Below are 23,927 nucleotides of genomic sequence, written 5' to 3'. Positions count from 1 at the left end.
CCTAGCATCCTCCCGCCACGGACAGGCCACGAAGTCCGCCGGGCGCGGTCGGAACACGAATGGTCAGGACGCCCGCTTCGTCTGCGAAGGTCGCGTGGGGTCGTGCGTCATCCATGCCAGAGATCGCGACGTGATATTCCGTCCTTGGATCGGCAGCGAGCGTCACGTCGCCTTCGGAAAAGCCGGACAGTTCCATCTCGATGCTGCACGCGCTGCGGTTCCAGCTTTCGACGATGGGCCGACTAGCCAAAAGGGCGGGCGCGCGCGTTTCGCGGACAATTCCGTCGGGACGGTTGTTGTCTGTCAGGGCAACCAACGGCGCTTCGACGCCGGGTGCCAGCGCGACGTATAGGCTGTCACCCTTTCGGTGCGCGCCCATCACGCCGTCGCTGGCGTCCATGGAAAGCGAGCGATCCCTTGCGTGATCGAACCGCACAGTTTGCAGCGCCCCACGATCATGGACACGCCAAAGGCCGTCCCCTTCCGATGTGATCCGCGCAGACATGAAGCCTTTGACGGCGGCGACGTAGGCTGTGGTCCGGATCGGGACCAGATCCGGAGAACGGCCCAATTCAAGATTGCTCTCAACCGCACGCCGCGTTTCGAAATGGATCATCGAGCGGGCGGCGAACGACAGATGGAAGGGCTTGATCCTGCGCGGCTCCTCCGTCCGGCGCAACGTTTCCGGCAGGCCGTGAAATCCGTACAGTGGGGACGTCCAGTCATCGGTGAAATCCGCATCACCGCCCAGCGCGTCATGTATCTGATGGTGACTGCCCACCTGCGTGACCATCGGTGACAGCGCGGTCAATGACGGTTGCGCCGCCAGCACGATACCGCCGCCCCCGCCGATGCTGTCGATGCCTGCCAGATCCACCGCCTCAAGCGCCGCCTCGAACGGACGGGCGTCCCCGCTCCAGGCATAGAGCCGCGCCGGAATCCTCCCCTCCGACAACTCATTGACCTGGCCGATCGCCGCAGTGACCTCCTGATCCAGGGCAAAGGGCGTGCTGGCGTATTTTCGTGGAGCTCCCGGTGTCCGCGAAAAGGTCGATGCGCCCGTTTCTGCAAAGGCATCCCGCAGCGTCTGCATGGCTGTGTCGACCAGCGCACCTTGGTCGTCGATCACTTCTGGCGTCGTCAGCATCTCTGCCTCGCGGGCGGGATCGTAATGCGCGAAAAAGCCCCAGTTGCGAATGTCGCTGAATCCTTGGACGGCGCCTTCGACATTCGGTGCCGCAAGCAACTGCATCGCAGCTTGGCGACCACGTTCCGCGCTCGGTCCGCCCAGCTCGGGCGACAGATCTCCGGCGAGGATCGCGATCGTCAGCGGCAGATCACCGAAGGGCTCGATCAAGCGCTTTACTAGTAGTTCCGAGGCAAGCTGCTGTTGCTCTCCAATCACCTGACCGGGCATGAGATCGAGCCAGCCCACCGACGAGACAGTGACGAAAAACGTACGTAGGCCCTGAAGCGTGGTCGGATCCGGTTTGGGCTCGTCGGTGTTCCGAAGGATCGCCTCGAAGAAACCGAAAGGATCTACGATCCAGCCGGCTTGCCCCCCCGGGCCGGCGGCGACCGCAGCCGTGGCATGAACATAGCCACCCCGGGGTCCGATAACCGCCAAGGCAATATCCTTGCCATTGGCTTTCAGCTGCAACAGCGGGCGGGCGTCTGGTTCGGCGGCGATGCCCTGGTAATCGCCGGGACTGATCAGGAAATCGTCCTCGTAGTCAACCAAACCGTCAACCTTTTGGGTCACGGTGGCCGAAACACCGACAGCATAGGTGATACCGTCAGTGCGGATGCCCATGGCGGTCATCGCTTTAGACGATAGCACTGGCGAGGCGTCTGTCCAAAATCCGACTTCTCCGAACGCGACGAATTTCGGCCCGTCGCTGCAGAAATCCGTGTCTTGGGTCAGCCACTCATCCAGTGCTGCGGTCCCGCGGACACCCCTGTCGAACCAGGAAATCACAAGTCCGACCTCAGCAGGATCGACCTGTGGCGGCGTCGGGTCGGTGACATCGTGATAGACCAGGACCTGTCCCAAGTGATTGAGAACAAGCTCGGCAAATCGATGGATACGCGTGTCACGAATATCGCCCTCACGACTGCTGTCGTAGAGCGCCAAGGTCGTTCGAGGCAAAGTTGCGCACGCTTCGGCCATCGCTCCGGCTGGAGACCAAGAGAAGATCGCAGTCAGCAGGAGAAAATAAAGTTTCAAGGTCGATCTCTTCGCCAGGGCACGAAACGCAGATCATTGAGACAATAGATCATTCGACTAAATTCGGAAAACATATTATATATTGTCTAGCATAAGTTAGTGGGACGGGTTGCTTCAATTTATTCGGGGTGTAGTCGCCATTATACTAGAGACTAGTTGACTCACCCTTTGGATAAACCTTCGCGGGCGCAGCAGCGATAAGATCACCCGACAGGTCAATTGAGCGAATATTTCAAATGACGTAATTTCGCGACGCTGCAACAGAGATGTCCTGTGGCGCATCGAGGCGACAAGACAGGAAGTCGGTATGTCGAGTGGTTTGGGAAATTTTCTCGCCAGTGCAGCCATCGTCGTCACGGGAATGACCGGCATGTGGGCGTGGCCGATCCTGCAGGACGGTGGCTTCCGGTCGGTCGTTGCAACTGTCACGGACGTTTATCACCGAGCCGATCTGAGGCTCCGACCCGCGATAGCGGCGCTTCAGACGCCTGGCGAATTGAATGGCGCGGCTCTGATCGACCCCGCTGCAATTTCCGAATCGCTCGCCCCCGACAATCTTGCGCCGATAGAACCGCTTATGGTTTCGGCGACAGCGCCGGTCGTTCCCCCGCAATGCGAGGCAACGGAAGGTGATGAGGATACTGCAGTGATCGGTGATCGGTTGCAGATCAGGATTTTTGAAAGCTCGGCCTTGGCCTCCGTTCCCGCGGCGGATGGGGCCGAGGTGCCGCCAACGGATATTGTCTTCGAGCGGCTGGACCTGTCGGGAACCTACGAAGTGGGTGCAACCGGAGAGATTTCGCTGCCCGCCATCGGACATATCGACGTCGCGGGGCACGGACTTTCCTGCATCGAGATGTTGGTTTCCCGCGGTGCGTTTGAACGGATTCGCACCCAAAACACAGTCAGCGCAGCATTCGCAGCGCGTCCGTCGATCCTCGTGCGGGGTGCCGTTCGCGCTCCGGGCGGATATGCCCACAGTCCGGGCTTGACGGTCGAGCGGGTGCTTGCCCAGGCAGGAGCGATCGATCACGATCCGACGGTCCAGCTTCGCCTTGTGACGCTTCGTGCCCGCAGAATGGACCTTTACAAGTCTCGGACCAGCCTCGCGCTGGAGCGCACGCGCATTCAGGCTGCACTCGATGACCGCGACAGTCTGGACAACGATGATCCATCGATGCAGGCCGCTCTTGCGTTGCTGGGTGAAGAGCGGGTTGAGCGTGAAAGCAGCACGCTGGCGACCGATCACGAGGCAGAGCAGCTGCGTCAGGTCCGCTCTGACGCGTTGATGACCGATTTGACCGCCCGGATCGAAAGCGCGCGCCAACAGGTGGACGCCGCCGAAAAGCAGGTGAACTACTATGACGGCCGTCACGAGCAGCAGAGCGAGATGCTGCAAAGCGGATTCATCACCGATGCAAAGCTGAACGATACGCTCGCGCGGATCATGGATGCGGAACGGATCCTGCTGGAGAAGCAGGATCTTCTGTTCCGGCTTGAGGCGGAATTGCGTCTCGTAGGGCAGGACGCGGCACTCGCCCGGATCGAACGCCGCAAGAGCCTGACCTCCGAGCTGCGCCAGATTACCGCAGCGTCGGACGCGGCCGAAAGCGAGTATAACGGCGTGGTCGCGGAACTGAACCTGCTGGAGGACGAGGACACCAAGCTTGGCGTGACCATCGACCGCCCGTTGGACAGCGCGACCGCGACGACCCTTATCGCCAGTGCCGATACCCTCGTCCGGCCTGGTGACCTGATTACGGTGCAGATCGAACAGAAGGATACCGATCTGGCCAGCGCCCCACGCGAAGTTCTCCAAGAACCTATCCGGAGCGCGTCGAAATAATGGCCCATCTCACCGACACCACGTTTCAGCCGGTAAACAATTCTGCTTCCGGGTCAGGGCTTTTCCTGCGCGGTTTCGTCGGCAGTGCCGTGTTGCTGCTTCTCATCGATGCTGCCGAGCCGATCCTGTTCGGCGAAGGGCATTTTGCCGCGATGGCCTATCACCCGTTCTGGATCGTCATCCTGCTCGCAGCGGTTCAGCATGGAGTCTTTGTCGGGCTCTCGGTCGTGGGTCTGGCGACGATGATGATGGATTGGCCTACCCGCCCAGTCGGTATGGACATCACCGAACACTACGTCGATGTCGCGACCGCACCTGCACAATGGCTCATTGCCGCCTTGCTGATCGGGCTCTACCGGCAGTCTCAGATTCGTCACGAACGCGCGCTGGAAGCCGACAATGGGCGGCTGCGAGAGATCAACCGGACCCTCGCAGAAGAGATCCATCGCCTCGACGCGTTCGTCGCACGAGCCGAGCTTGCTGCGGCAGCCCGCGGTCCGTCTTTCGCCACGGAACAGCCTGATGGCCGCTTCGAGGCGCTGCACCGTCTGGCGAACGCGGATGCCAAAGATCGAATTGCGGCGTTCGTCGAGGCCGGACGCGCCTGCCTGTCAGATCCGGTTGGCTGGCTGCAGCCGGACGCGGCGGGTGAGATGAAGACCGTTGCCGTGACCAGTCCTGATGCCGCGCTTCCCCAGATTGCTTTGGCAGACTTCCCACCTGAAGGTTCGGGCGTGGCGTCGTTCCCGCAGGAAGGCCAGTACGGCTGTACTGATCTGCCATACCTGCGGCTGGCTGACGCGGGTGATGACGGGGGCGTCCTGGTTGCGTTGCCGAGCGATAGTGATCGGGTAGAGGCAGAGTTTGCATTGGGCGTCCTGGGTCACGCCCTCTCCCACAGTCTTAAACAAAAAGCGGATGCCACGGTCGACGAGAGTCGCGAACCGAACCTGGCCGATGCGTGAGATCGCGGTTCCGCAATCACGCAGGGGCAGCATCACGCCCAGTCTTCTGACCGGACTGGCCGCGCTTGCTGATGCAGCGCTGATGAAGGCCTGGCTGGCGGGCGAGTTGCCCATGGTCGGTGTCATCGCGGTTCATCTGATCGTCAGCGTCGCGTTCGGCGCTTGCTATCATGTGACGTGTGGCCGCTCTGTATCCAAAAGCTTGGCCAACACCGCCGTCCTGGTGTTGATCGGTCCCCTCGGCGGCGCGGCGTTGATGTTGATCGGGTCCGCATCCGTTGGTGCACGGGCCGATGTGACGCATGAACGCCAGTCCTATTCCGTCACGCGCTTGTCCCGCGACCCCGCCGAACTGCTTTACGATCAGATCCGTCAGGGCAGACGACATAAGCTACATCATGGCACCGTCGAGAGCTTCATGAAGACCTTCGACGGTGCGCCGCTTTCACAGCAGCAAGAGGCCATCGCCGCCATATCGCGCGAGTATCACCCCGACCTGCGTCCCGCTCTGGCGGCGGCCCTTGCGTCGCCCGTGCCCGCGCTTCGTGTCCAGGCGGCAGCGGTCTACGCCAAGTTGCGCGGCAGTTACGGTGACCGAGCCAAGGCAATGCTGACCAAAGGCGAGCGCTGCGCCAAGAGCGAAATCATGGATGTCGCCGATTCCGGCTTTGTCGATGAGGACACGCGCGCAAAGCTTCTTGAGCTTGTAGAGGAAATCGAACCGAGTTCTCCCTTGCCATCGCTACATCGCGCTTTGGACTCGATGCCGCGATTGAAGCGCTATTCCTGCGGCGGATTGGCCTGAATGGATGATTGGTCGCCCGTCGATGTCTGCATCGTGGTCGAAGGGTGCTATCCCTTCGTCGCCGGCGGCGTTTCATCGTGGCTCGACTGGCTGATCCGGTCCCAGCCCGACACCTCCTTCGGCATCGTGGCGATCGTGGCCGATGAACGCCCGCGCGAGATCCGCTATGAATTGCCACCGAACGTAGTGGCGCTTCAGGTCCTGCCCCTCGCGCCCAAGGTCAAGAAGCCCGGACTTCGGTCGCCCGACCTTGACGGGGCACGCTTCGCCGAACTGATGTACGGCGTCCTGCGCAAAGGCGACCCAACGGATTTCGACGAACTTCTGGACTTCGTGCGCGAACCTGTAAGCCGACGGCCGTTCGGCTTTTTCGATGTGCCTCGCCCCCCGGAGTACGGCGATCTGACCGCGTCGCCGGCGGCATGGCAGGCCATCACCGAATGCTATCGTCGCATCGCGCCCGAGGCGGCGTTCAGCGACTTTTTCTGGGCATGGCGCAATCTGGCGGGCAGCCTGCTCGCCGTGGTGACGGCCCCTATTGCACCGGCGCGAACGTATCATGCCATCTCGACGGGTTATGCCGGTCTGTACGCTGTCCGCGCCGCGCGACTGAATGATCGAACCGTCGCCATCACCGAACACGGAATCTATACCAACGAACGCCGCATCGATCTGATCATGGCAGACTGGATCAGCGACTCGATCGACATTGGACTGGCGGGTGCGGACAGCCGCACCGATGTCCGCCGCTTCTGGATCGACACGTTCGAAACCTTTGCGCGGATTGCCTATCACGGATGTACCAAGATCACGACGCTTTATGGTGCAAACCAGGCCTTTCAGCGGACACTGGGTGCAGACGAATCCAAGCTTCAGGTCATCCCGAACGGGATCGCCTTGGAAAAATTCGACGCGATCCGTCCGTCAAAGGGTCGTCGTCCGACCGTCGCCCTGATCGGGCGTGTCGTGCCGATCAAGGACATCGAGGCCTGCATCGCAGCCGCAGCCATCGTGAAGCGAGCGATCCCGGAGGTCGAGGTTCTGATCATCGGTCCCACAGACGAGGACGAGGACTACTTTGCGCTTTGCAAGCGCCGCGTGATCGAGCTTGGCCTGTTCGATACCGTCAAGTTCACCGGAAAGGTCAACATCGTCGACTACCTGCCCCGCATCGACGTTCTGATCCTGACCAGCATCAGCGAGGCGCAGCCGCTCGTTCTGCTGGAAGCCGGGGCGGCTCGAATTCCCTGCGTCGCGACCGATGTCGGCTCATGCCGCGAAATCATCGAGGGTGCGCCAGACGAGATTCCGAACCTCGGGCCTGCGGGCCGTGTTGCACCGCCGATGGATGCGGAGGCCATAGGCCAGGCCATAACCGAGTTGATGGCCGATCCGGTGTTACGGGCTGCGTGCGGTGAAACCCTGCGCAAGCGGGTCGAGACGTACTTCACGTCGGAAATATCCGCGGCGCGATATGCCGCGCTTTATCGCGAGCTCGTCGCCTGATGCGCGGGCAGGATCGGATCCGCCTCTGGCTGGCCGGTCCTGCCGCGGACGCTCGATGGCTGGCGGGGGATCCGCTGTTGGCGTCGGTCCGGAAATTCGGGGCTGCGGTCATTCTCGCCGCCGGCCCGTGGCTGGTCTCCGTGGCGGCGCTGGCCATCATCTCGGTGACCATGACACCCGCGATGGGCTTTGCGGCGGTCGAGGATCTGCGCCTGACCGTGGTCTACGCCTTCTGCATCGCTCCTTTGGTCGCGGGGCCGATCGGCGCGGTCGCGGCGCGGCGCATATCGGCGGCGCTGGATGGAGGCGAAACAGCCCCCGTCGCCGAAATCTTCCTCGCAGCCGCCGCCTTGTCGGGCGCCGGCGCCCAGATCATCGCCATCGCCATAAGTCTTTGCCTGGGGATCGGACCATCCGGCGTCGCGGCAGGCTTCGTCTTTCTCAGCACCGTGGCCGCGCTGCTGTGGACCAGCTTCGCCGTTCTGGCTGCCGTCTACTCCTATGCCTTCCTCATCGCAGCCTTTACCGGCGGCATGATCCTGTCGGTCGCGTGTGCGCTGCTTGCCGCCATCCATGAGCCGACAACCGAGCTTCTGATCTGGTCCTTCGCCGTCGGAGTGTCGCTGTGTGTCATCCTGTCGATGCGCCACGTCCAGAAGCGGTTTCCCTGCGAATTCGAAACGTTCGTTCCGACATTCATCGGGCTGCTTCGCCAGCTTCGCGCGAATCTGGCCCTTTGCGCCGGTGTTTTCTTTGCCATCTGCGGCGTCTGGATCGACAAGTGGGTGTTCTGGTTCGGCCCCGAGGGGGCGCGCTCTGCTGCGGGCTTCCTGCATTCCAGTTCTTATGACAGCGTCATGTTCTTCGCCCATCTCTCTGTCATCCCGACCTATGCGGCGCTCCTGGTTTTCCACCACGGCGAGCTTCTGGCGATTATCGAGCGGTTTCGGTCGTCGATTGAGGCGCGTTCAACATACGGGCTCATCCGTGATCGCCTCGACAAGCTGGAGGAATCCGTCTGGTCGGGTGTGTTTACGATCGCGTTCGTCCAGGCGGCCGTCACTATCGGCCTGGTGCTGATGGCCCCACTTCTCGCCAAGATTCTGGATCTCAGCTTCGGCCAATTCCTGATGCTGCGCGTCGGATTGATCGCCGTTTTCTTCCACGCGGTGATCTTTCTGTGCTGCGCCCTTCTTCTGGTCGCGAACCGGCTACGTCACTTCGCCCTCATCCAGGCCATCTTCCTTCTACTGAATTTCGGCCTCAGCCTTATCTTGCATGCGACGATCGGTATGTCCGCGTACGCTTTCCTGATCAGCTCGCTGCTCGGGTCAACGGCAGCGTTCTACGCCGCCTACAGGGCGATCCATAGCTACGATTACAATCTTTTCCTTGGAGAAAACGATTCTCTCTTTCAAAATGATTCGGCTTCATTCCGATTAATTCTGTCACAGTTGAATTCGAAGCTTTGCGCGTTGAGCTTCAACCTTAAGCGCTCGTTGAGACGTTTTGTTCACCCTCAGGTAGAAAATAAAGGGCAGAAATTTAAGCAGTCCATCAGCTGGTCGTATCGCCAGCAAGACAATAAGGGTGACACGATTAATCCAGCAGGTTAATATATTATCAGAAGGCTCAGTCACCGTCCTCTCAACTTTTCGGTCTCCAGTCGTTGTTATAAGGAGGACATGCAAGACATGACCTTCTCATCTGTGTTGTTGTTCGATCTGAATGAACTGCGTCTTGCAGCCTTTGGCGCCTTGTTCGAGCCTTGGGCTCGCGAGGCCGAGTTGAAGATCCAGTACGTTCACGACCCTGAAGCGCTTTCGGGGTTGTCGGATGGTGATCTTCTGGCTTGCCTTTTTTCCGTGGGCAGCCTGTCATTGCGCGACCCGACAGTCAGCGCGATCATCGATCGGATAAGGGGATTGTCCCCCAACACACCACTGATCGTTCTCTCAGACATCGTCGACAGTCTGGAAATTGCGATGGCGATCTGTACCGGACTGCGGGGCTTCATCCCGACCACGATGCCGTCACACGTCGCATTGGCTGCGCTGAACTTCATCATCAACGGCGGTACCTACTATCCCCACTCCACGCCAGGCACCGCGCCCGCGATGTCGTCTGTGGGCCCGGTGTTGAACCAGCACGCCGACGATATGCGTGTGATGAATCCGCCCCGGTCCGGTGAACCATCGGTCGTCTCGATCGGTGTGCGTCAGCATCTGGGAACCTCGGCGGCGTTTCCCTCTCAAAGCAGCCCGATACCGCATGAGGTGGTCAAGGACTCGCTGACGAAACGGCGACATGTCGAAGTGCTGAAATTTCTGGCACAGGGCGAGACCAATAAGGAAATCGCCCGCCATCTGAACCTGACCGAGGCGACCATCAAGGTCTACGTACGGGAGCTGATGCGTCATTTCGGAGCCAAGAACCGGATGCAGGTGGCCTTGAAGGCGTCCAGCGGTCAGGGTGGCGACATTCCCGATCTGCCGATTGCCGACCATCCTGACCACGTGCCGAATATCGGAAGCTTTTCCGGCGCGGCGAGACGCTGAGGAAGTTTTCGGCTTGGGCGGAAGCCGCGAACCTTCGCCTTGATCGCCGAATCAGCGGCGACAATTTGCATTCTGAAATCAGGTGGCGGCAGGCGATGTCCCAGCCGCCGCGTTGACATTCAGCGCGCGCGAACTGCGCGTCGCTCAACCGTCGGAGAGGTCGAATAATGCTGCCGATAGGCGCGGGAGAAAGCGGCGTTCGATCCGAACCCGGTCCTGATCGCGATGTCGAGGATCGGCAATCCGGTATCCAGAACCAGCTTTCGGGCCGCGATCAATCGCAGCGACATATAGTAGCGCGCCGGTGACTGACCCAGTTCGCGACGAAACAGGACTTCCAGTCCGCGAGCCGAAAGCCCGCAGTTGCGCGCGATGGATGCCGTCGTGATCGGTGCGTCCAGCGATGCTTGCATCGCATCGACGGCTCGGATCAGCCGCGGATCGAACCGAGCCGACGGACCGAAAGCGACAGGCGACTGATGATCCTCGGGCCGATGCGCGATGTCATAATTGAAGATGCCGGCCGCGCTGAGCGCAATACCCCGACCTGCGCGCAGACGCAGCAGGTCGATCATCAGGTCGAAGGTCGGCGAGGCGCCTGACGTGGTGACGCAGTGTCCATCGACGACGAAACGCTCGGGGCGGACGTCGACTTGTGGAAATGCGGCTGCGAAATCCTCCAGATCCTCCCAGTGCGTCGTCGCGCGGCGACCGTCCAGCAGGCCGGCCTGTGCCATCGGCCAGCCGCCCGATTCGATTCCCAATGTCAGCGCCGCCCCGCGCGCGGCACGCCAGACCGCCCTCGGCAATGCGCGACCCTGCTGTCCGCCCGCGCCGAAGCCGGCCATGATCCCCAGGATGTCGCAACGCTCGGTCGCATCGAACCTGCCGGTGGTCGGCAAGGGCAGACCGGCCGAGGATCGCGGTTGCGTCGCGTCCAGCGAAAGCGCGCGCCAGTCAAACAGGGTGCGTCCGGCAATACGGTTGCCTGCGCGGAGCGGATCGATGGCACTGGCAAAGTTCATGAGTGACGTGCCGGGCAAGACCAGAAAGCGCACGCTTACAGGACGGCGTCGTTCGATGCTGGCCAAGATCGCTTCGTAATCCATCAAGCAGATTTCGTAATTCATCAAGATGACGCGCGCCAAGCCCTGTTCATTCGGCGCAGCGAAAGGAGTTACGAATGCCGCTTGCCATGAACCGCGAAGTCTTCATCACCTGTGCCGTGACCGGCTCGGGTGGGTCGCAGGATCGCAGCCCGCACGTGCCACGCTCGCCTGCCCAGATTGCAGACTCGGCCATCGAGGCGGCGCGCGCCGGCGCAGCGATCGTTCATTGCCATGTGCGCGACCCAGAGACGGGGAAGCCTTCTCGCGATCCCGCGCTGTTTCGCGAGGTGACTGAACGCATCCGCGAATCGCAGGTCGACGTCGTTCTGAACCTGACCGCTGGGATGGGCGGCGACATGGTCTTAGGACCGACCGAGCGGCCCCTGCCGCTCAACGATACCGGCACCGATATGGCGGGCGCTTCGGAACGCGTGCGGCACGTGGCCGAATGCCGGCCCGAGATCTGCACGCTGGATTGCGGCACGATGAACTTTGCCGAAGCCGATTACGTCATGACCAACACCCCTGGCATGCTGCGGGCGATGGGCGCAATGATGACCGAAATGGGCGTGAAGCCGGAAATCGAGGCGTTCGACACCGGCCATCTGTGGCTGGCCAAGCAACTGGTCAGCGAAGGCGTGCTGGCGCCCGACGCGTTGGTGCAGCTTTGCATGGGAGTGCCCTGGGGTGCGCCGGACGATCTGAACACATTCATGGCGATGGTGAACAACGTGCCCTCCGACTGGACGTGGAGCGCGTTTTCCATTGGCCGCAATCAGATGGCCTATGTCGCGGCCTCGGTGCTGGCTGGGGGCAACGTGCGCGTCGGGCTGGAAGACAATCTGTGGCTCGACAAGGGCGTTCTGGCCACGAACGCGCAACTGGTGGAGCGCGCGGTCGGCATCATCGAGCATATGGGCGCGCGGGTCATCGGCCCCGACGCGGTGCGGACGAAACTGGGCCTGACCAAGCGGGCGCCGGCATGAGTATCGTCCGGGCAGCCATCGTCGGCGGTGGGGTGATCGGCGCGGGCTGGGCCGCGCGCCTGATCGAGAATGCCATCGCCGTCACCGTCTTTGATCCCGCGCCTGACGCGCAGGCAAAGATGCAGGCGGTCCTGGACAACGCCGCGCAGGCCTACGCGAAGCTGACCATGGCGCCGCGGCGAGACACCGGCACGCTGCGCTTCGCCGCAGATTTGGCCGAGGCCGTCGCCGATGCCGACCTGATCGTGGAAAGCGTACCCGAACGGCTGGATATCAAGCGCTCGGTCTATGCGGACATCGAGGCCGCGGCGCGCCCGGATGCACTGATCGCGTCCTCGACTTCGGGCATCATGCCGACGGACCTGCAGGCGGGGATGACCCATCCCGGACGGCTGCTGGTCGCGCATCCCTTCAACCCGGTCTACCTGCTGCCGGTGGTCGAGATCGTGGGCGGGAAGGCCACCGATCCCGGCGCGATCCAGCGCGCGATGGACTTCTACCCGACGATCGGCATGAAGCCCGTCCACATCACCCGCGAGATCGAGGCCTTCGTGGCCGACCGGCTGCTGGAATCGCTGTGGCGGGAATCGCTGTGGCTGATCAAGGATGGAATCTGCACCACGCAGGAACTGGACGACATCATCCGCTATGGCTTCGGTCTGCGTTTCGCGCAGATGGGCATCTTCGAGACCTATCGCGTGGCAGGGGGCGAGGCCGGGATGCGCCACTTCATGGCACAGTTCGGGCCGTGCCTGTCCTGGCCGTGGTCGCATCTGACCGACGTGCCGGACTTCAACGATGAATTGGTCGATCTGATCGCCGATCAGTCCGATGCGCAGTCCGGGCACCACACGATCCGCGAACTGGAACGCATCCGCGACGAAAATCTGGTCGCGATTCAGCAGGCGCTGAAAGCGAATGACTGGGGTGCGGGGCAGGTATTGGCCGAGTATGAACGACGGCTGTTTGACGGCGCGGGGCACCAATCCGAACCCGACCTGACCGCGCCGATCCGAACGACCGAGCGGCGGGTGCCGCCTGACTGGACCGACTACAACAACCACATGAACGAGGCGCGCTACCTGCAAGCCTTCGCAGACGCGACCGATGCGTTCCTTCGCATGATTGGCTGCGACGCGGATTATATCGCGTCGGGCGGATCATACTTCACCGTCGAGACGCATATCCGCCATCTGGCCGAGGTCGCGGCGAACGAGCCGATCCTGACCGAGACCCAGGTGATCGCGGGCGCTGGCAAGAAGCTGCACCTGTTCCACTGGCTCAAGCACGCCGACGGCCGGCTGTTGGCCACGGGCGAGCACATGCTGGTTCATGTGTCATTGCAGACACGCGCGGCGACCGAACCCGCCGCACGGATCGCCAAGGCCTTGGATGAAATCGCCCAAGGTCACGCACGACTTCCGGCACCGGATGGCCTTGGTCGCGCGGTCGGGCAGGGGCGATAGGGAGCGGTGAACAATCCCCTGTCCGCTTCGGAAGCGATAGCGAAGGCCAAGCGCGTGCTGGCGGTCGGGGCGCCGGTGGTCTATGTCGCGATCCGATATGTCGTGTGCGAACCTCGGATCGAGGGTAGCCGCTGCACGATGAGCAATGTCATGCAAGGTCAGCATCGCCGCTGTGGTTGGTTCGGCGGATCCGACGATGCCGTTGAAGGTTTGCGCGCCTTCGCCGGCGAGCGTGACCAGGACTGGAAGGGACATCGATGAAGTTCACGACGGATTTCCCGAGGGCGATCGAGGAACAGCCCGATGTCGGAATCGTCATGGAAGATGGCACCCGCCTGTCCGCGCGGATCTGGAAACCCGTCGATGCCGAGGCCGATCCGGTGCCTGCGATCCTGGAATTCCTGCCCTATCGCAAGCGGGACGGCACCACCTACCGCGACGCCCTGACCCATCCCTGGTTCGCGGGCCACGGCTATGCCGGGGTGCGCGTCGATATGCGCGGATCGGGCGACAGTCAGGGACGGCCAGAGGATGAATATTCCGACGGCGAGTGGGCGGACGCGCTGGCTGTGATCGGATGGCTGGCCGCGCAGCCCTGGTGCAACGGCAGCGTCGGCATGATGGGGATCTCGTGGGGCGGATTCAATTCGCTGCAGCTTGCCGCGCTGCGCCCGCCTGCGCTGAAGGCGATCATCACCATCTGCTCGACGGTGGACCGCTATGCCGACGACATCCATTACAAGGGTGGCTGTCTGCTGAACGAAAACCTCGGTTGGGGCGCGAACATGCTGTCCTACATCGCGCGCCCGCCTGACCCGGCGCTGGTGGGCGACGCTTGGCGTGACATGTGGCGCGAGCGGATCGAGGCGATGCCGTTCTTCCCCCAGATCTGGCTGAACCATCAGGCCCGCGACGATTACTGGCGGCGTGGCTCGGTCTGCGAGGATTACGGCGCCATCGAGGCCGCCGTCCTGACCATCTCTGGCTGGCATGACGGCTATCGCAACACCACCGCGCATCTGGTGGAAAACCTGTCCGCGCCGGTGAAGGGCATTGTCGGCCCGTGGATCCACAAATATCCCCATTATGCCGGCCCTCAGCCGGCCATCGGCTTTCTGCAAGAGGCAAAGCGCTGGTGGGATCGCTGGCTGAAAGGCGTGGACACCGGCGTCCAGGACGATCCAGCGATGCGGCTGTGGCTGATGGACAGCGTCCGGCCTGACCGCTGGCACGACGAACGGCCCGGTCACTGGATCGCCGAGGCCGAATGGCCCACGTCGACAATCGGCGCCAAGGTCCTGCATCTGGGCGACGGCAGGCTGCAAGATGCACCCATCGAAATCGCGGTTCCGGTCGCGTCTCCGCAAGATTGCGGTCTGGCGGGCGGCGAGTATTTCCCGTTCATGTTCGGTCCTGAACTGCCCGGTGACCAGCGCGAGGATGATGAGCGCTCGGCCTGTTTCGATGGTGCAGCGCTGGCTGAACCGCTCGATCTGGTCGGCGCTCCGTCGATCGTGCTGACGCTGGACGCAGACCGGCCGCAGGCCAATCTGTGCGTTCGGTTGTGCGACGTCCATCCCGACGGCGCGAGCGAGCTGATATCCTACGGTCTGCTGAACCTGAGCCAGCGCAACTCGCGCAGCGAACCGACCCCCTTGCAGCCCGGCGAGCGGGTCGAGGTTTCCGTCACCCTGGATCAGTGCGCCTATCGCATCCCTAAGGGTCACCATTTGCGAATTGCCGTCTCGACCGCCTACTGGCCGGTGATCTGGCCATCGCCTGAAGCGGCGACGGTGACGCTTCACCGCGGCGCGGTGACCTTGCCGGTGCGTCCGACCGCAGCGGGTGACGAGTGGCGCTTCGAGACGCCGGAAGGCGCCGAACCATGGAAGACGACCCAGATCCGGCCGTCATCGTCGTATCGCCATGTCGAACGGGATGAAGGCGGAGAGGTGCGCGTCATCGTGGAAAACGACTTCGGCTCGCTGACCGATGATGACCACGGCCTGATCAATGACAGCCGAATGCGAGAGGTCTGGACGATTGATCCCGACGACCCGCTGTCCGCTCGGGCGGAAATAGCCTGGTACCAGGCGGGCGGTCGCGGTGACTGGAGCTGGCGGACCGAGGTGCAGGCAAGCATGCAGTCCGACGCGGAGTCTTTCACGATGCAGGCGCGACTGACCGCCCATGAAGGCGACAGACCCTTCGCCCAGCGTGACTTCAATACGGTCATTCCACGGTTCGGGCTGTGAATTCGTCAGCGCTAACGTGGTTTGACTTGATGTTTCGGGTCAACGTGTTGTCCTATGGCGCCAACATGTCGGCCGAAGAACGGCGCAACGTCCTGCGGACCGATTGCGCCACCAAAGCCAGACTGAACCAACAAGCCGCAAAGCGGCAGATCAGGGAGAGGTAACGATGTCAAAGGAACTGGAATATCTGAGCCGCCGGGTGATCCTCGGCCGTTTGGACCGGCGCGCGTTTCTGGGTCGGGCGGCGGCGCTTGGCGTTGGCGCGACATTCGCAAACACGCTGCTGAGCAGCGCGGCCCGGGCGCAGGAAGCGGTGCGCGGCGGCGTGATGAAGGTCGGCCTGCAGGGTGGTGCGGCGACCGACAGCCTCGATCCGGCGACCTGGCTCAGCTCGGTCATGTTCGTCTTCGGACGGCAATGGGGCGAGCAACTGGTCGAGCTTGCGCCCGATGGCAGCCTTGTCCCGGCGCTGGCCGAAGAATGGAGCTCGACCCCAGACGCGAAGGAATGGACCTTCCGCATCCGCAAGGGCGTGCAGTTCCACAACGGGCAGGAAATGACTGCGCAGGACGTGCTGGCGACGCTGGAGCGTCACGCCGACGAAAGCTCGCAATCCGGCGCGCTTGGCGTTCTGACCGGCATCTCGGGCCTGTCGGCCGATGGCGACAGCGTCAAGATCACGCTCAGCGAGCCCAACGCCGACATGCCTTATCTGATGGACGACTACCATCTGAAGATCCAGCCGAACGGCGGCAAGGACGATCCGGCCGCGGGGATCGGCACCGGCCCCTACAAGGTCGTCGCGAATGAGCCCGGCGTCCGTCATGTGGGCGAGAAATACGAGAACTATTGGCGTGATGATCGCGGATGGGCCGACCAGATCGAGGTCACTGTCATCAACGACGCGACCGCGCGGATGGCCGCGCTGCAAAGCGGCCAAGTCCACATGATCAACCGCGTCGAGCCGAAGATCGTGGACCTGATCAAGCGCGTTCCGGGTGTCACCGTCCAGAACGTAGCCGGCCGCGGTCATTACGTGTTCATCGCGCATTGCAACACCGCGCCCTTCGACAACAACGACCTGCGGCTTGCGCTGAAATACGCGATCAACCGCGAAGAGATGGTCGAGAAGATCCTGCTGGGCTACGGATCGGCTGGTAACGATACGCCGGTGAACCAGGCCTATCCGCTGTTCACCCAGCTTGAGCAGCGCAGCTACGATCCCGAGCGCGCGGCCGAGCATTACAAGAAATCCGGCCACGAAGGCCCGATCCTTCTGCGCACGTCCGAAGTCGCCTTCCCCGGCGCGATCGATGCCACGCAGCTGTTCCAGCAAAGCGCGGCCGAAGCAGGCATCACGCTGGAAATCCAGCGCGAGCCGGGGGACGGCTACTGGTCCGAGGTCTGGAACGTGCAGCCCTTCTGCGCGTCCTACTGGGGCGGTCGCCCGACGCAGGACCAGATGTACACGACGGCCTACTATTCCAAGGCCGACTGGAACGACACGCGCTTCATGCGCGAGGATTTTGACAAGATGCTGATCGCCGCGCGGGGCGAACTGGACGAGGCGCGACGCACGCAGATGTACGCCGACATGAGCCAGATAGTCCACGACGAGGGGGGCGTGATCACCCCCATGTTCAACGATTGGGTCGAGGCGACGGGTCCTGCGGTCGGCGGTTGGGTGCCTGATGGCAACCACGAGATGATGCAAGGTTACGCGCCGTCGAAATGCTGGCTGAACAGCTAAGGTGCGTGGCGCTGTCGCCAAACTGATAGCGCAGCGGGTCGGTTTAGGCCTGCTGCTGCTTTTCGCGGTCTCGCTGCTGATCTTCGTCGGCACCCAGATCCTGCCTGGTGACGTGGCCCAGTCGATTCTGGGCCAGACCGCGACCCCGCAGGCGCTGGCGAACCTGCGCGAGAAACTGGGCCTGAACGAACCTGCCTACATGCGATACCTGTCCTGGCTGGGCGGAGTCGTGACCGGCGATCTGGGCACGTCATTGACCAGCGGGCAGAATATCGCGGCCACGATCGGGCCGCGGCTGAAGAACACGCTGTTCCTGGCGGGTGTCGCCGCGATCATCGCGGTGCCCCTGGCGATCCTGCTGGGCTTGCTGGCCGTTCGCTTCCGCGGACGGTGGCCGGACAAGCTGATCTCGGGGGCGACTTTGGCGTCGATCTCGCTGCCCGAATTCTTCATCGGCTATCTGCTGATCTACTTTGTCGCGGTGAAGCTTGGCTGGTTCACCTCGGTTTCGACGGTCTATGACGGGATGGGCTTCGGTGCGCGGCTGAACGCGGTGGCGCTGCCCGCCGCCACGCTGACTCTGGTCGTGCTTGCGCACATGATGCGGATGACGCGCGCCGCGATCCTGAACGTCATGCAATCGGCTTACATCGAGACCGCCGAACTGAAGGGCCTCAGCCAGTTCCGTGTCATCCTGCGCCACGCGTTTCCCAACGCGATCGCGCCGATCGTCAACGTGGTGATGTTGAACCTCGCCTATCTGGTCGTCGGCGTCGTCGTGGTCGAGGTGATCTTCGTCTATCCCGGCATGGGCCAGTTCCTGGTCGATCATGTGGCCAAGCGCGACGTCCCGGTGGTGCAGGCGGCGGGGCTGATCTTCGCGGCGGTCTTCATCGGGCTGAACATCGTGGCCGATGTCGTCTCGATCCTCGCCAATCCGCGTTTGCGACATCCGAGGTAGATGATGTCCTTGCGTCGCATCCCCATCAGCGCCTGGATCGGTATCATCCTCACGCTCATGTTCGTTTTTGCCGCGGTCTTCGCGCCGTGGGTCGCGCCGTTCCCAAACACCCAGATCGTCGGCGGCGTGTGGGAGCCTTCGTCTTCCACGCATCTTCTGGGCACCGACAACCTGGGCCGCGACCTGCTGTCGCGACTGATCTACGGCGCGCGCACCACGATCCTGATTGCCGCGCTGGCGACGGCCTTGTCCTTCTCGCTGGGCTCGATCCTGGGCTTCACAGCCGCAGTGATGGGTGGGTGGGTCGACATGGTGCTGTCGCGCTTCGTCGATATGCTGATGGCGATCCCGACGTTGATCTTCGCGCTGGTGGTGCTGTCGGTCCTGCCCTCGACGCTGGTCGTGCTGGTCTGCGTGATGGGCGTGCTGGACGCGACACGGGTCTATCGCCTGGCCCGCGCGGTCGCCGTCGACATCAACGTGATGGATTACGTCGAGGCTGCGCGGCTGCGCGGCGAGGGGCATCTGTGGGTCATCTTCCGAGAGATCCTGCCAAACGCCTTGACCCCGTTGGTGGCGGAACTGGGCCTGCGCTTCATCTTCCAGATCCTGCTTCTGTCGGCGCTGTCCTTCCTGGGTCTCGGCATCCAGCCACCGGAAGCCGACTGGGGCTCGATGGTGAAGGAAAACAAGGACGGGATCGTCTTCGGTGTCGGCGCCGCGTTGCTGCCGGCCGCCGCGATCGCGCTTCTGGCGATTTCGGTCAACCTGGTGGCCGACTGGATCCTGAATCGGACCACAGATCTGAAGGGGGGACGCGGTGGCTGAACCGACCGCATTGCTCGATGTCCGCGACCTGAAGATCGGCGCCACGGTCTACGCGCCGGGTGAACCGCCCGAGGATATCACCATCGTCCATGGTGTCTCCTTCACGCTGGAGAAGGGTCGGGTGCTGGGGCTGATCGGCGAATCCGGCGCCGGCAAGTCCACCATCGGTCTCGCCTCCATGGCCTACGGTCGGGGCGGGGTTCGCATCACCGGGGGTGAAGTCTATCTGAACGGCCGCGACATCCTGAAGGTCGGGCCGCGGGGTCTGCGACGCCTGCGCAGCAACGAGGTGGCCTATGTCGCGCAATCGGCGGCAGCGTCCTTCAACCCGGCGCTGAAACTGATGGATCAGGTCGTCGAGGCGGTGCTGGCGCACGGCAAGTCGGGCAGGCGGGCGGTCGAGGCGCGGGCGCGCGAATTGTTCGCCAAGCTGAAGCTGCCCAATCCCGACACGTTCGGCGACCGCTATCCGCATCAGGTTTCGGGCGGGCAGCTGCAGCGTGCGATGACCGCGATGGCACTGGCCTGCAAGCCCGACCTGATCGTCTTTGACGAGCCGACGACCGCACTGGACGTGACCACCCAGATCGGTGTTCTGGCCGCGATCAAGGACGCGATCCGCGACGAAGGCGTGGCGGCGCTTTACATCACCCACGATCTGGCCGTCGTGGCGCAGGTTTCGGACGAGATCATGGTGCTGCGCCATGGCCGAATGGTCGAACACGGCGACACCCGCCAGATCATCGAAGCGCCGCGTGAGGATTACACGCGTGCGCTGGTTTCGGTCCGCGAGATTGAACACGAGGCCAAGCAGCCAGGCGACGCCCCCGTTCTAGCTGCCCGCAAGATCGGCGCGGCCTATAGCGGCAGCCTGAAGGTGCTGCACGATGTCTCGGTTGAGGTCTATCCCGGCCAGACGATCGCGGTGGTCGGTGAATCCGGGTCCGGCAAGTCGACGCTGGCGCGTGTGATCACCGGGCTTCTGCCGCCAAGCGAAGGCCGGATCGAATTTGCGGGTCGCACGCTGTCGCCCGCGCTGTCGGGACGAAGCAAGGACGACCTGCGCGAATTGCAGATGGTCTATCAGATGGCCGATGTCGCGATGAATCCGCGTCAGACCGTCGCCCAGATCATCGGCCGTCCACTGGAATTCTATTTTGGCCTGAAGGGCGCCGAAAAGCGGCAGCGCATCGCCGAATTGCTTGACGAGATCGAAATGGGCAAGGGCTTTGCCGACCGCTACCCGGCTGAACTGTCCGGCGGGCAGAAGCAGCGCGTGTGCATCGCGCGTGCCCTTGCCGCCAAGCCGAAACTGATCATCTGCGACGAGGTGACCAGCGCGCTCGACCCGCTGATCGCCGACGGGATCCTGAAGCTGTTGTTGGACCTGCAGAAGGTCGAGGGCGTGGCCTATCTGTTCATCACGCACGATCTGGCGACGGTGAAGGCCATCGCCGATTCCATCGCCGTGATGCATCAGGGCAAGGTGGTCCGCTACGGTCCGAAGGATCAGGTCCTGTCGCCGCCCTTCGATGCCTATACCGAGATGCTGCTCGCTTCGGTCCCCGAGATGCATCTGGGGTGGCTGGAGCAGGCGATCGAGCGCACGCGGATGAAGCCCGCCGGGCATTGAGCGTCAGTACGGCCAGCGTCCATGCCCAAGCGCCTCGATCGCGTCCACCGCCACATCGAAAGCGCGACGGGCGACATCGGCTGCATGACGCGCGCGCAGACCGCCATGCACCCAGCCCTGCTGGATCAGGCAGACCGAACGTCCGCCTGCCTGCCTGATCGCGTCATCATAAACCACCGCGTCGTCGCATAATGGATCACATTCTGCAGGGATGACGACGGTCGGCGGCAGCCCGGAAAAGTCGGGCTGGCCCAGCGGCGTGGGTGCCGTGACACCGCGCAGTGCATCGTAGGCTTTGACCTCGGCGCGTGTCAGCATCGGCGCCTCGGCATGCTCGATACGCGAGGACAGGTCATCCGCGCCGCCGAGGCCCGGATAGATCAGCACCTGCCCTGCGGCCTGCCGCGCCTCGCCGCGCATGGCTTGAACGGCCATCGCGGCCAGCAGCCCGCCAGCGCTGTCGCCGACCACGACGACCGGCACGCCGCTTTCGTCAAGAAGCCAGCGCAAGGCGGCGAGGGCATCGTCGCATGCATCGGCGTAGGAATGTTCCGGCAGCAGTCGATAATCGGCGGCAGTCACGCGGAAACCGGTTCGCGCGCAGATCTCGGCGCAGACATCGTCGTGACTGTCCAAGCCGCCGACCACCAGCCCGCCCCCGTGCAGATAGAGGACGGCGGCGACCTGCGTGACCACGTCATGGCGGCGATACTGGCGAAGCGGGATCGGATGCGAACTGGGCGGCAGCACATCTTCGACCAGAACATCGGCAGGACGCACGGCGCGAAACGCTGTGCACATCCGATCGTAGATCGCGCGCTGCGCCATGACCGACGCGTCGATCGTGTCCGGCGGATAGTGGGCGTTGGTTGCGTCTATAAAGCCCAGCATCTGCGGGTCGAGCCGCAGCGCGTAGTCGTTGGCAGTCCACGTCCGGCGCTGAGGGGGTGCCGCCATCACCGAAACTGTATCGTGACGGGCAGAACGAAACTCTGCGCCTGGCCGCCGGGCGGTGCAGGCATTGATGGCATCCGGGCGGCCTGCGACGCGAGTGCCTGATCGGCTCGCGCGTCGCCTGTCGAGCCGTTCAGACGCGCCGCAGCCGCGCCGCTCGCGTTGATGTTGATCGCGATCTGAACCGTCGCGCTGCCAGCGCGCCCGACGCGCGTCCGCGACATATGCCGGGCGATCCGCTGGCCGACCTGCTGCTGCCAAGACGCGATCTGCCCGGCGCTCGGCGCCGCCGGTGCGGCTGGCTGCGGTGCGGGCTGCGCGGGTGTGGGGCTGGCAGTTTGCTGTTGTCGCTGTGGTTCAGGCTCGCGCTGCTGTCGCGGCTCCGGCTCCGGCTCCGGTTCGCGGCGGACGGGCCGGGCAAGCGGACGTTCGGACTGGTCGAGCGCCAGTTCCGAGACGGGCGGCGTGGGGATGAAGTCCGAAATATTGCCGATCGGCGGCAATTCGGTCAGCGGTGGCGGTGTGAAATCCGGCGGCGGCGCGACGACTTCCTCAGGCAAGGGTTCCGGTTCCGGGATCGGCTCCGGTTCGGGTTTTGGCTCCGGCTCCTGCTGCGGCTCGGGCTCCGGCTGAGGTTCAGGCTCGGGCGCTGGTTCGGGCGCGGGCTGTTCTTCCGCCGGTTGCGGCGCAGGTGGCGCGGGCTCGAACTCGACGGAGATCGGTGCAGCGGGCGCGTGCGGTAGGCCCAAGCGGTCGGTCCGCATCAGCCAGTCCGCCAGTCCGACATGCAGCGCGACCACTGCAACCCCCGCCAGCGGCCAGCGCAGAAGCGAACCCGTTCTGCGTGCAAGGCTCACTCTGCGGGGACCTCGGCCCCGGATGCATCGGCGCTTTCCAGCCCGACCAATGCGATCTTGGTCCAGCCGCCGTCGCGGATGTCGTTCATCACCGCCATCAAATCGCCATAGCTGACCTCACGATCCGCGCGCAGGAAGATCCGCGCTTCCGGATCGTTGTCGGTCGCCTGCGCCAGACCTTGCGCCAGCGCCTCGCGCGGGACATTGGTGTCGCCTAGGCTGAGCGACAGGTCGGGCGCGACGGTCAACCAAACCGGCTGATCCGGACGTTGAGCGGGATTTGCGTTGGATTGCGGCAGATCGACATTGATGTCGACGGTGGCCAGCGGTGCCGCGACCATGAAGATGATCAGCAGGACCAGCATCACGTCGATGAACGGCGTCACGTTGATCTCGTGCGCTTCGGTCAGGTCGTCGCCATCATCCAACCGCCCCGCCATCAGATCGCTCCCGTGCGGTCCAGATCGCGGCTGACCAGCCGTTCGATGGACGAGGCGATCAGTGCCAGCCGCTGACGATAGCCGGCGATGCCGCGTGCGAACATGTTGTAGATCACCACCGCCGGAATGGCCGCGACCAGGCCAAGCGCCGTCGCCAGCAGCGCCTCGGCGATGCCCGGCGCGACGACGGCGAGGTTCGTCGTCTGTGCCTGCGAAATGCCGATGAAGCTGTTCATGATTCCCCAGACCGTGCCGAAAAGACCGACGAAAGGCGCGGTCGAGCCGATCGTGGCCAGCAGTCCGGTGCCGATCGCCATGCCGCGTCCCGCCTGCGCAGCGATATCGGAGAGACGCGAGGACACACGCTCTTTCAGCGCCGCATCGTTGCGGCCTTGCGCCGACAATGCAATCTCGGCCCGGGCGTTGTGCAGCATCTGTTCCGCGACGCTGCCGCGCTGATTGCAGGCAGAAACGGCAGCCGTCAGGCTGTCTGATCGCTCGATCGTGGTCAGGGCGCGGCTGGCACGGGCGGCGGCGAAGCGCAGTTCCAGTGCCTTCACCACGAAGACGGTCCAGGTCACAATCGAGGCGAAGATCAGACCGACCATCACCGCCTTAACGACGATGTCCGCGGCCATGAACATGCCCAGCGGTGACAGATCATGCGGCAGCGTGCCGGCAGACGGAAGCGCCAGTACCTGCGCACCCGCCGGCAGAGCGCCGGCAAGGATCGCCGCTATCGTCACCAAGACCCGATCGATCGTCCGCATCATGACCGTCC

The 23,927-nt window shown here is 63.3% G+C and carries 20 protein-coding genes; 14 read left to right on the top strand and 6 right to left on the bottom strand.

Annotation, left to right across the window (positions count from 1 at the left end; genetic code table 11):
- Nucleotide 1: 1 nt before the first annotated feature.
- Entirely contained in the window at nt 2-2,134 is a 2,133-nt protein-coding gene (locus MLD63_RS13530; protein ID WP_255330426.1) for a polysaccharide deacetylase family protein, read from the bottom strand.
- Nucleotides 2,135-2,534: 400 nt separating this feature from the next.
- On the opposite strand from MLD63_RS13530, the gene MLD63_RS13525 reads away from it, so the two are divergent.
- From MLD63_RS13525 to MLD63_RS13500, 6 genes are all read left to right on the top strand, one after another.
- Nucleotides 2,535-4,073: a polysaccharide biosynthesis/export family protein gene (locus MLD63_RS13525; protein ID WP_255330425.1), complete on the top strand. Its 1,539-nt coding sequence runs from the start codon at nt 2,535-2,537 to the stop codon at nt 4,071-4,073.
- A 152-nt stretch (nt 4,074-4,225) separates the two neighbouring features.
- Complete coding sequence (locus tag MLD63_RS13520) at nt 4,226-5,038, top strand: hypothetical protein (protein ID WP_255330424.1); 813 nt, start codon at nt 4,226-4,228, stop codon at nt 5,036-5,038.
- On the top strand, nt 5,031-5,843 hold the full coding sequence (locus tag MLD63_RS13515) for a hypothetical protein (RefSeq protein WP_255330423.1): 813 nt from the start codon (nt 5,031-5,033) through the stop codon (nt 5,841-5,843). The genes MLD63_RS13520 and MLD63_RS13515 overlap by 8 nt, the downstream gene beginning before the upstream one ends.
- Entirely contained in the window at nt 5,844-7,349 is a 1,506-nt protein-coding gene (pelF, locus tag MLD63_RS13510) for a GT4 family glycosyltransferase PelF (RefSeq protein WP_255330422.1), read from the top strand. It begins immediately after the preceding gene.
- On the top strand, nt 7,349-8,965 hold the full coding sequence (gene pelG / locus MLD63_RS13505; RefSeq protein ID WP_255330421.1) for an exopolysaccharide Pel transporter PelG: 1,617 nt from the start codon (nt 7,349-7,351) through the stop codon (nt 8,963-8,965). The genes pelF and pelG overlap by 1 nt, the downstream gene beginning before the upstream one ends.
- Before the next feature lie 69 nt (nt 8,966-9,034).
- On the top strand, nt 9,035-9,907 hold the full coding sequence (locus tag MLD63_RS13500) for a response regulator transcription factor (RefSeq protein ID WP_255330420.1): 873 nt from the start codon (nt 9,035-9,037) through the stop codon (nt 9,905-9,907).
- 119 nt (nt 9,908-10,026) lie between these two features.
- Here the strand turns inward: MLD63_RS13500 and MLD63_RS13495 are convergent, their stop codons facing one another.
- Nucleotides 10,027-11,055 carry a GlxA family transcriptional regulator gene (locus MLD63_RS13495; RefSeq protein WP_255330419.1) on the bottom strand — a complete coding sequence of 343 codons (1,029 nt, stop codon included), beginning with the start codon at nt 11,053-11,055 and terminating at the stop codon, nt 10,027-10,029.
- 35 nt (nt 11,056-11,090) lie between these two features.
- Here MLD63_RS13495 and bcoG point away from each other — a divergent pair, with 35 nt between their 5' ends.
- The 8 genes from bcoG to MLD63_RS13455 all read left to right on the top strand — a co-directional run bounded on the left by bcoG (nt 11,091) and on the right by MLD63_RS13455 (nt 20,895).
- The gene (gene bcoG, locus MLD63_RS13490; RefSeq protein ID WP_255330418.1) at nt 11,091-12,002 is read left to right on the top strand and encodes a 3-dehydrocarnitine:acetyl-CoA trimethylamine transferase BcoG; all 912 of its coding nucleotides are present in this window, start codon (nt 11,091-11,093) and stop codon (nt 12,000-12,002) included.
- Nucleotides 11,999-13,468, top strand: coding sequence for a carnitine 3-dehydrogenase (locus MLD63_RS13485; RefSeq protein ID WP_255330417.1), 1,470 nt, complete (start codon nt 11,999-12,001; stop codon nt 13,466-13,468). The genes bcoG and MLD63_RS13485 overlap by 4 nt, the downstream gene beginning before the upstream one ends.
- A gap of 6 nt (nt 13,469-13,474) precedes the next feature.
- Complete coding sequence (locus tag MLD63_RS13480; RefSeq protein ID WP_255330416.1) at nt 13,475-13,729, top strand: Clp protease/crotonase-like domain-containing protein; 255 nt, start codon at nt 13,475-13,477, stop codon at nt 13,727-13,729.
- Nucleotides 13,726-15,723 (top strand): CocE/NonD family hydrolase, encoded by a 1,998-nt coding sequence (locus MLD63_RS13475; RefSeq protein WP_255330415.1) that lies wholly within the window; start codon nt 13,726-13,728, stop codon nt 15,721-15,723. Before MLD63_RS13480 ends, MLD63_RS13475 begins: the two co-directional genes overlap by 4 nt.
- 166 nt (nt 15,724-15,889) lie before the next feature.
- Entirely contained in the window at nt 15,890-17,473 is a 1,584-nt protein-coding gene (locus MLD63_RS13470; protein ID WP_255330414.1) for an ABC transporter substrate-binding protein, read from the top strand.
- Nucleotide 17,474: 1 nt separating this feature from the next.
- A complete protein-coding gene (locus tag MLD63_RS13465; protein WP_255330413.1) occupies nt 17,475-18,434 on the top strand; it encodes an ABC transporter permease in 960 nt (319 codons plus the stop codon).
- Between the two features lie 9 nt (nt 18,435-18,443).
- Nucleotides 18,444-19,262 (top strand): ABC transporter permease, encoded by an 819-nt coding sequence (locus MLD63_RS13460; protein WP_255330484.1) that lies wholly within the window; start codon nt 18,444-18,446, stop codon nt 19,260-19,262.
- Nucleotides 19,255-20,895, top strand: coding sequence for an ABC transporter ATP-binding protein (locus MLD63_RS13455; RefSeq protein ID WP_255330412.1), 1,641 nt, complete (start codon nt 19,255-19,257; stop codon nt 20,893-20,895). Before MLD63_RS13460 ends, MLD63_RS13455 begins: the two co-directional genes overlap by 8 nt.
- A 3-nt stretch (nt 20,896-20,898) precedes the next feature.
- Here the strand turns inward: MLD63_RS13455 and MLD63_RS13450 are convergent, their stop codons facing one another.
- The 4 genes from MLD63_RS13450 to exbB are packed head-to-tail and all read right to left on the bottom strand — an operon-like array spanning nt 20,899 to nt 23,916.
- Nucleotides 20,899-21,852: an alpha/beta hydrolase fold domain-containing protein gene (locus tag MLD63_RS13450; protein ID WP_255330411.1), complete on the bottom strand. Its 954-nt coding sequence runs from the start codon at nt 21,850-21,852 to the stop codon at nt 20,899-20,901.
- On the bottom strand, nt 21,852-22,706 hold the full coding sequence (locus MLD63_RS13445) for a TonB C-terminal domain-containing protein (protein WP_255330410.1): 855 nt from the start codon (nt 22,704-22,706) through the stop codon (nt 21,852-21,854). Before MLD63_RS13445 ends, MLD63_RS13450 begins: the two co-directional genes overlap by 1 nt.
- Nucleotides 22,703-23,146, bottom strand: coding sequence for a TonB system transport protein ExbD (gene exbD, locus MLD63_RS13440; RefSeq protein ID WP_255330409.1), 444 nt, complete (start codon nt 23,144-23,146; stop codon nt 22,703-22,705). The genes MLD63_RS13445 and exbD overlap by 4 nt, the downstream gene beginning before the upstream one ends.
- Nucleotides 23,146-23,916, bottom strand: coding sequence for a tonB-system energizer ExbB (gene exbB, locus MLD63_RS13435; protein ID WP_255330408.1), 771 nt, complete (start codon nt 23,914-23,916; stop codon nt 23,146-23,148). The genes exbD and exbB overlap by 1 nt, the downstream gene beginning before the upstream one ends.
- Between the last annotated feature and the right edge of the window lie 11 nt (nt 23,917-23,927).

It is taken from the genome of Paracoccus albicereus (assembly GCF_024359525.1).
Classification (GTDB): domain Bacteria; phylum Pseudomonadota; class Alphaproteobacteria; order Rhodobacterales; family Rhodobacteraceae; genus Paracoccus; species Paracoccus albicereus.
Note: the sequence above shows the minus strand (reverse complement) of the source record. Positions and strands in the feature narration are given on the sequence as shown.

Excerpts from the sequence above, each read along its gene's own strand:
- bcoG (WP_255330418.1), top strand. The coding sequence starts at position 11,091 with ATGCCGCTTGCCATGAACCGCGAAGTCTTCATCACCTGTGCCGTGACC.
- exbB (WP_255330408.1), bottom strand. The coding sequence starts at position 23,916 with ATGCGGACGATCGATCGGGTCTTGGTGACGATAGCGGCGATCCTTGCC.
- MLD63_RS13450 (WP_255330411.1), bottom strand. The coding sequence starts at position 21,852 with ATGGCGGCACCCCCTCAGCGCCGGACGTGGACTGCCAACGACTACGCG.
- MLD63_RS13475 (WP_255330415.1), top strand. The coding sequence starts at position 13,726 with ATGAAGTTCACGACGGATTTCCCGAGGGCGATCGAGGAACAGCCCGAT.
- MLD63_RS13500 (WP_255330420.1), top strand. The coding sequence starts at position 9,035 with ATGCAAGACATGACCTTCTCATCTGTGTTGTTGTTCGATCTGAATGAA.
- pelG (WP_255330421.1), top strand. The coding sequence starts at position 7,349 with ATGCGCGGGCAGGATCGGATCCGCCTCTGGCTGGCCGGTCCTGCCGCG.
- exbD (WP_255330409.1), bottom strand. The coding sequence starts at position 23,146 with ATGGCGGGGCGGTTGGATGATGGCGACGACCTGACCGAAGCGCACGAG.
- MLD63_RS13515 (WP_255330423.1), top strand. The coding sequence starts at position 5,031 with ATGCGTGAGATCGCGGTTCCGCAATCACGCAGGGGCAGCATCACGCCC.
- pelF (WP_255330422.1), top strand. The coding sequence starts at position 5,844 with ATGGATGATTGGTCGCCCGTCGATGTCTGCATCGTGGTCGAAGGGTGC.
- MLD63_RS13520 (WP_255330424.1), top strand. The coding sequence starts at position 4,226 with ATGGCCTATCACCCGTTCTGGATCGTCATCCTGCTCGCAGCGGTTCAG.
- MLD63_RS13470 (WP_255330414.1), top strand. The coding sequence starts at position 15,890 with ATGTCAAAGGAACTGGAATATCTGAGCCGCCGGGTGATCCTCGGCCGT.
- MLD63_RS13525 (WP_255330425.1), top strand. The coding sequence starts at position 2,535 with ATGTCGAGTGGTTTGGGAAATTTTCTCGCCAGTGCAGCCATCGTCGTC.
- MLD63_RS13485 (WP_255330417.1), top strand. The coding sequence starts at position 11,999 with ATGAGTATCGTCCGGGCAGCCATCGTCGGCGGTGGGGTGATCGGCGCG.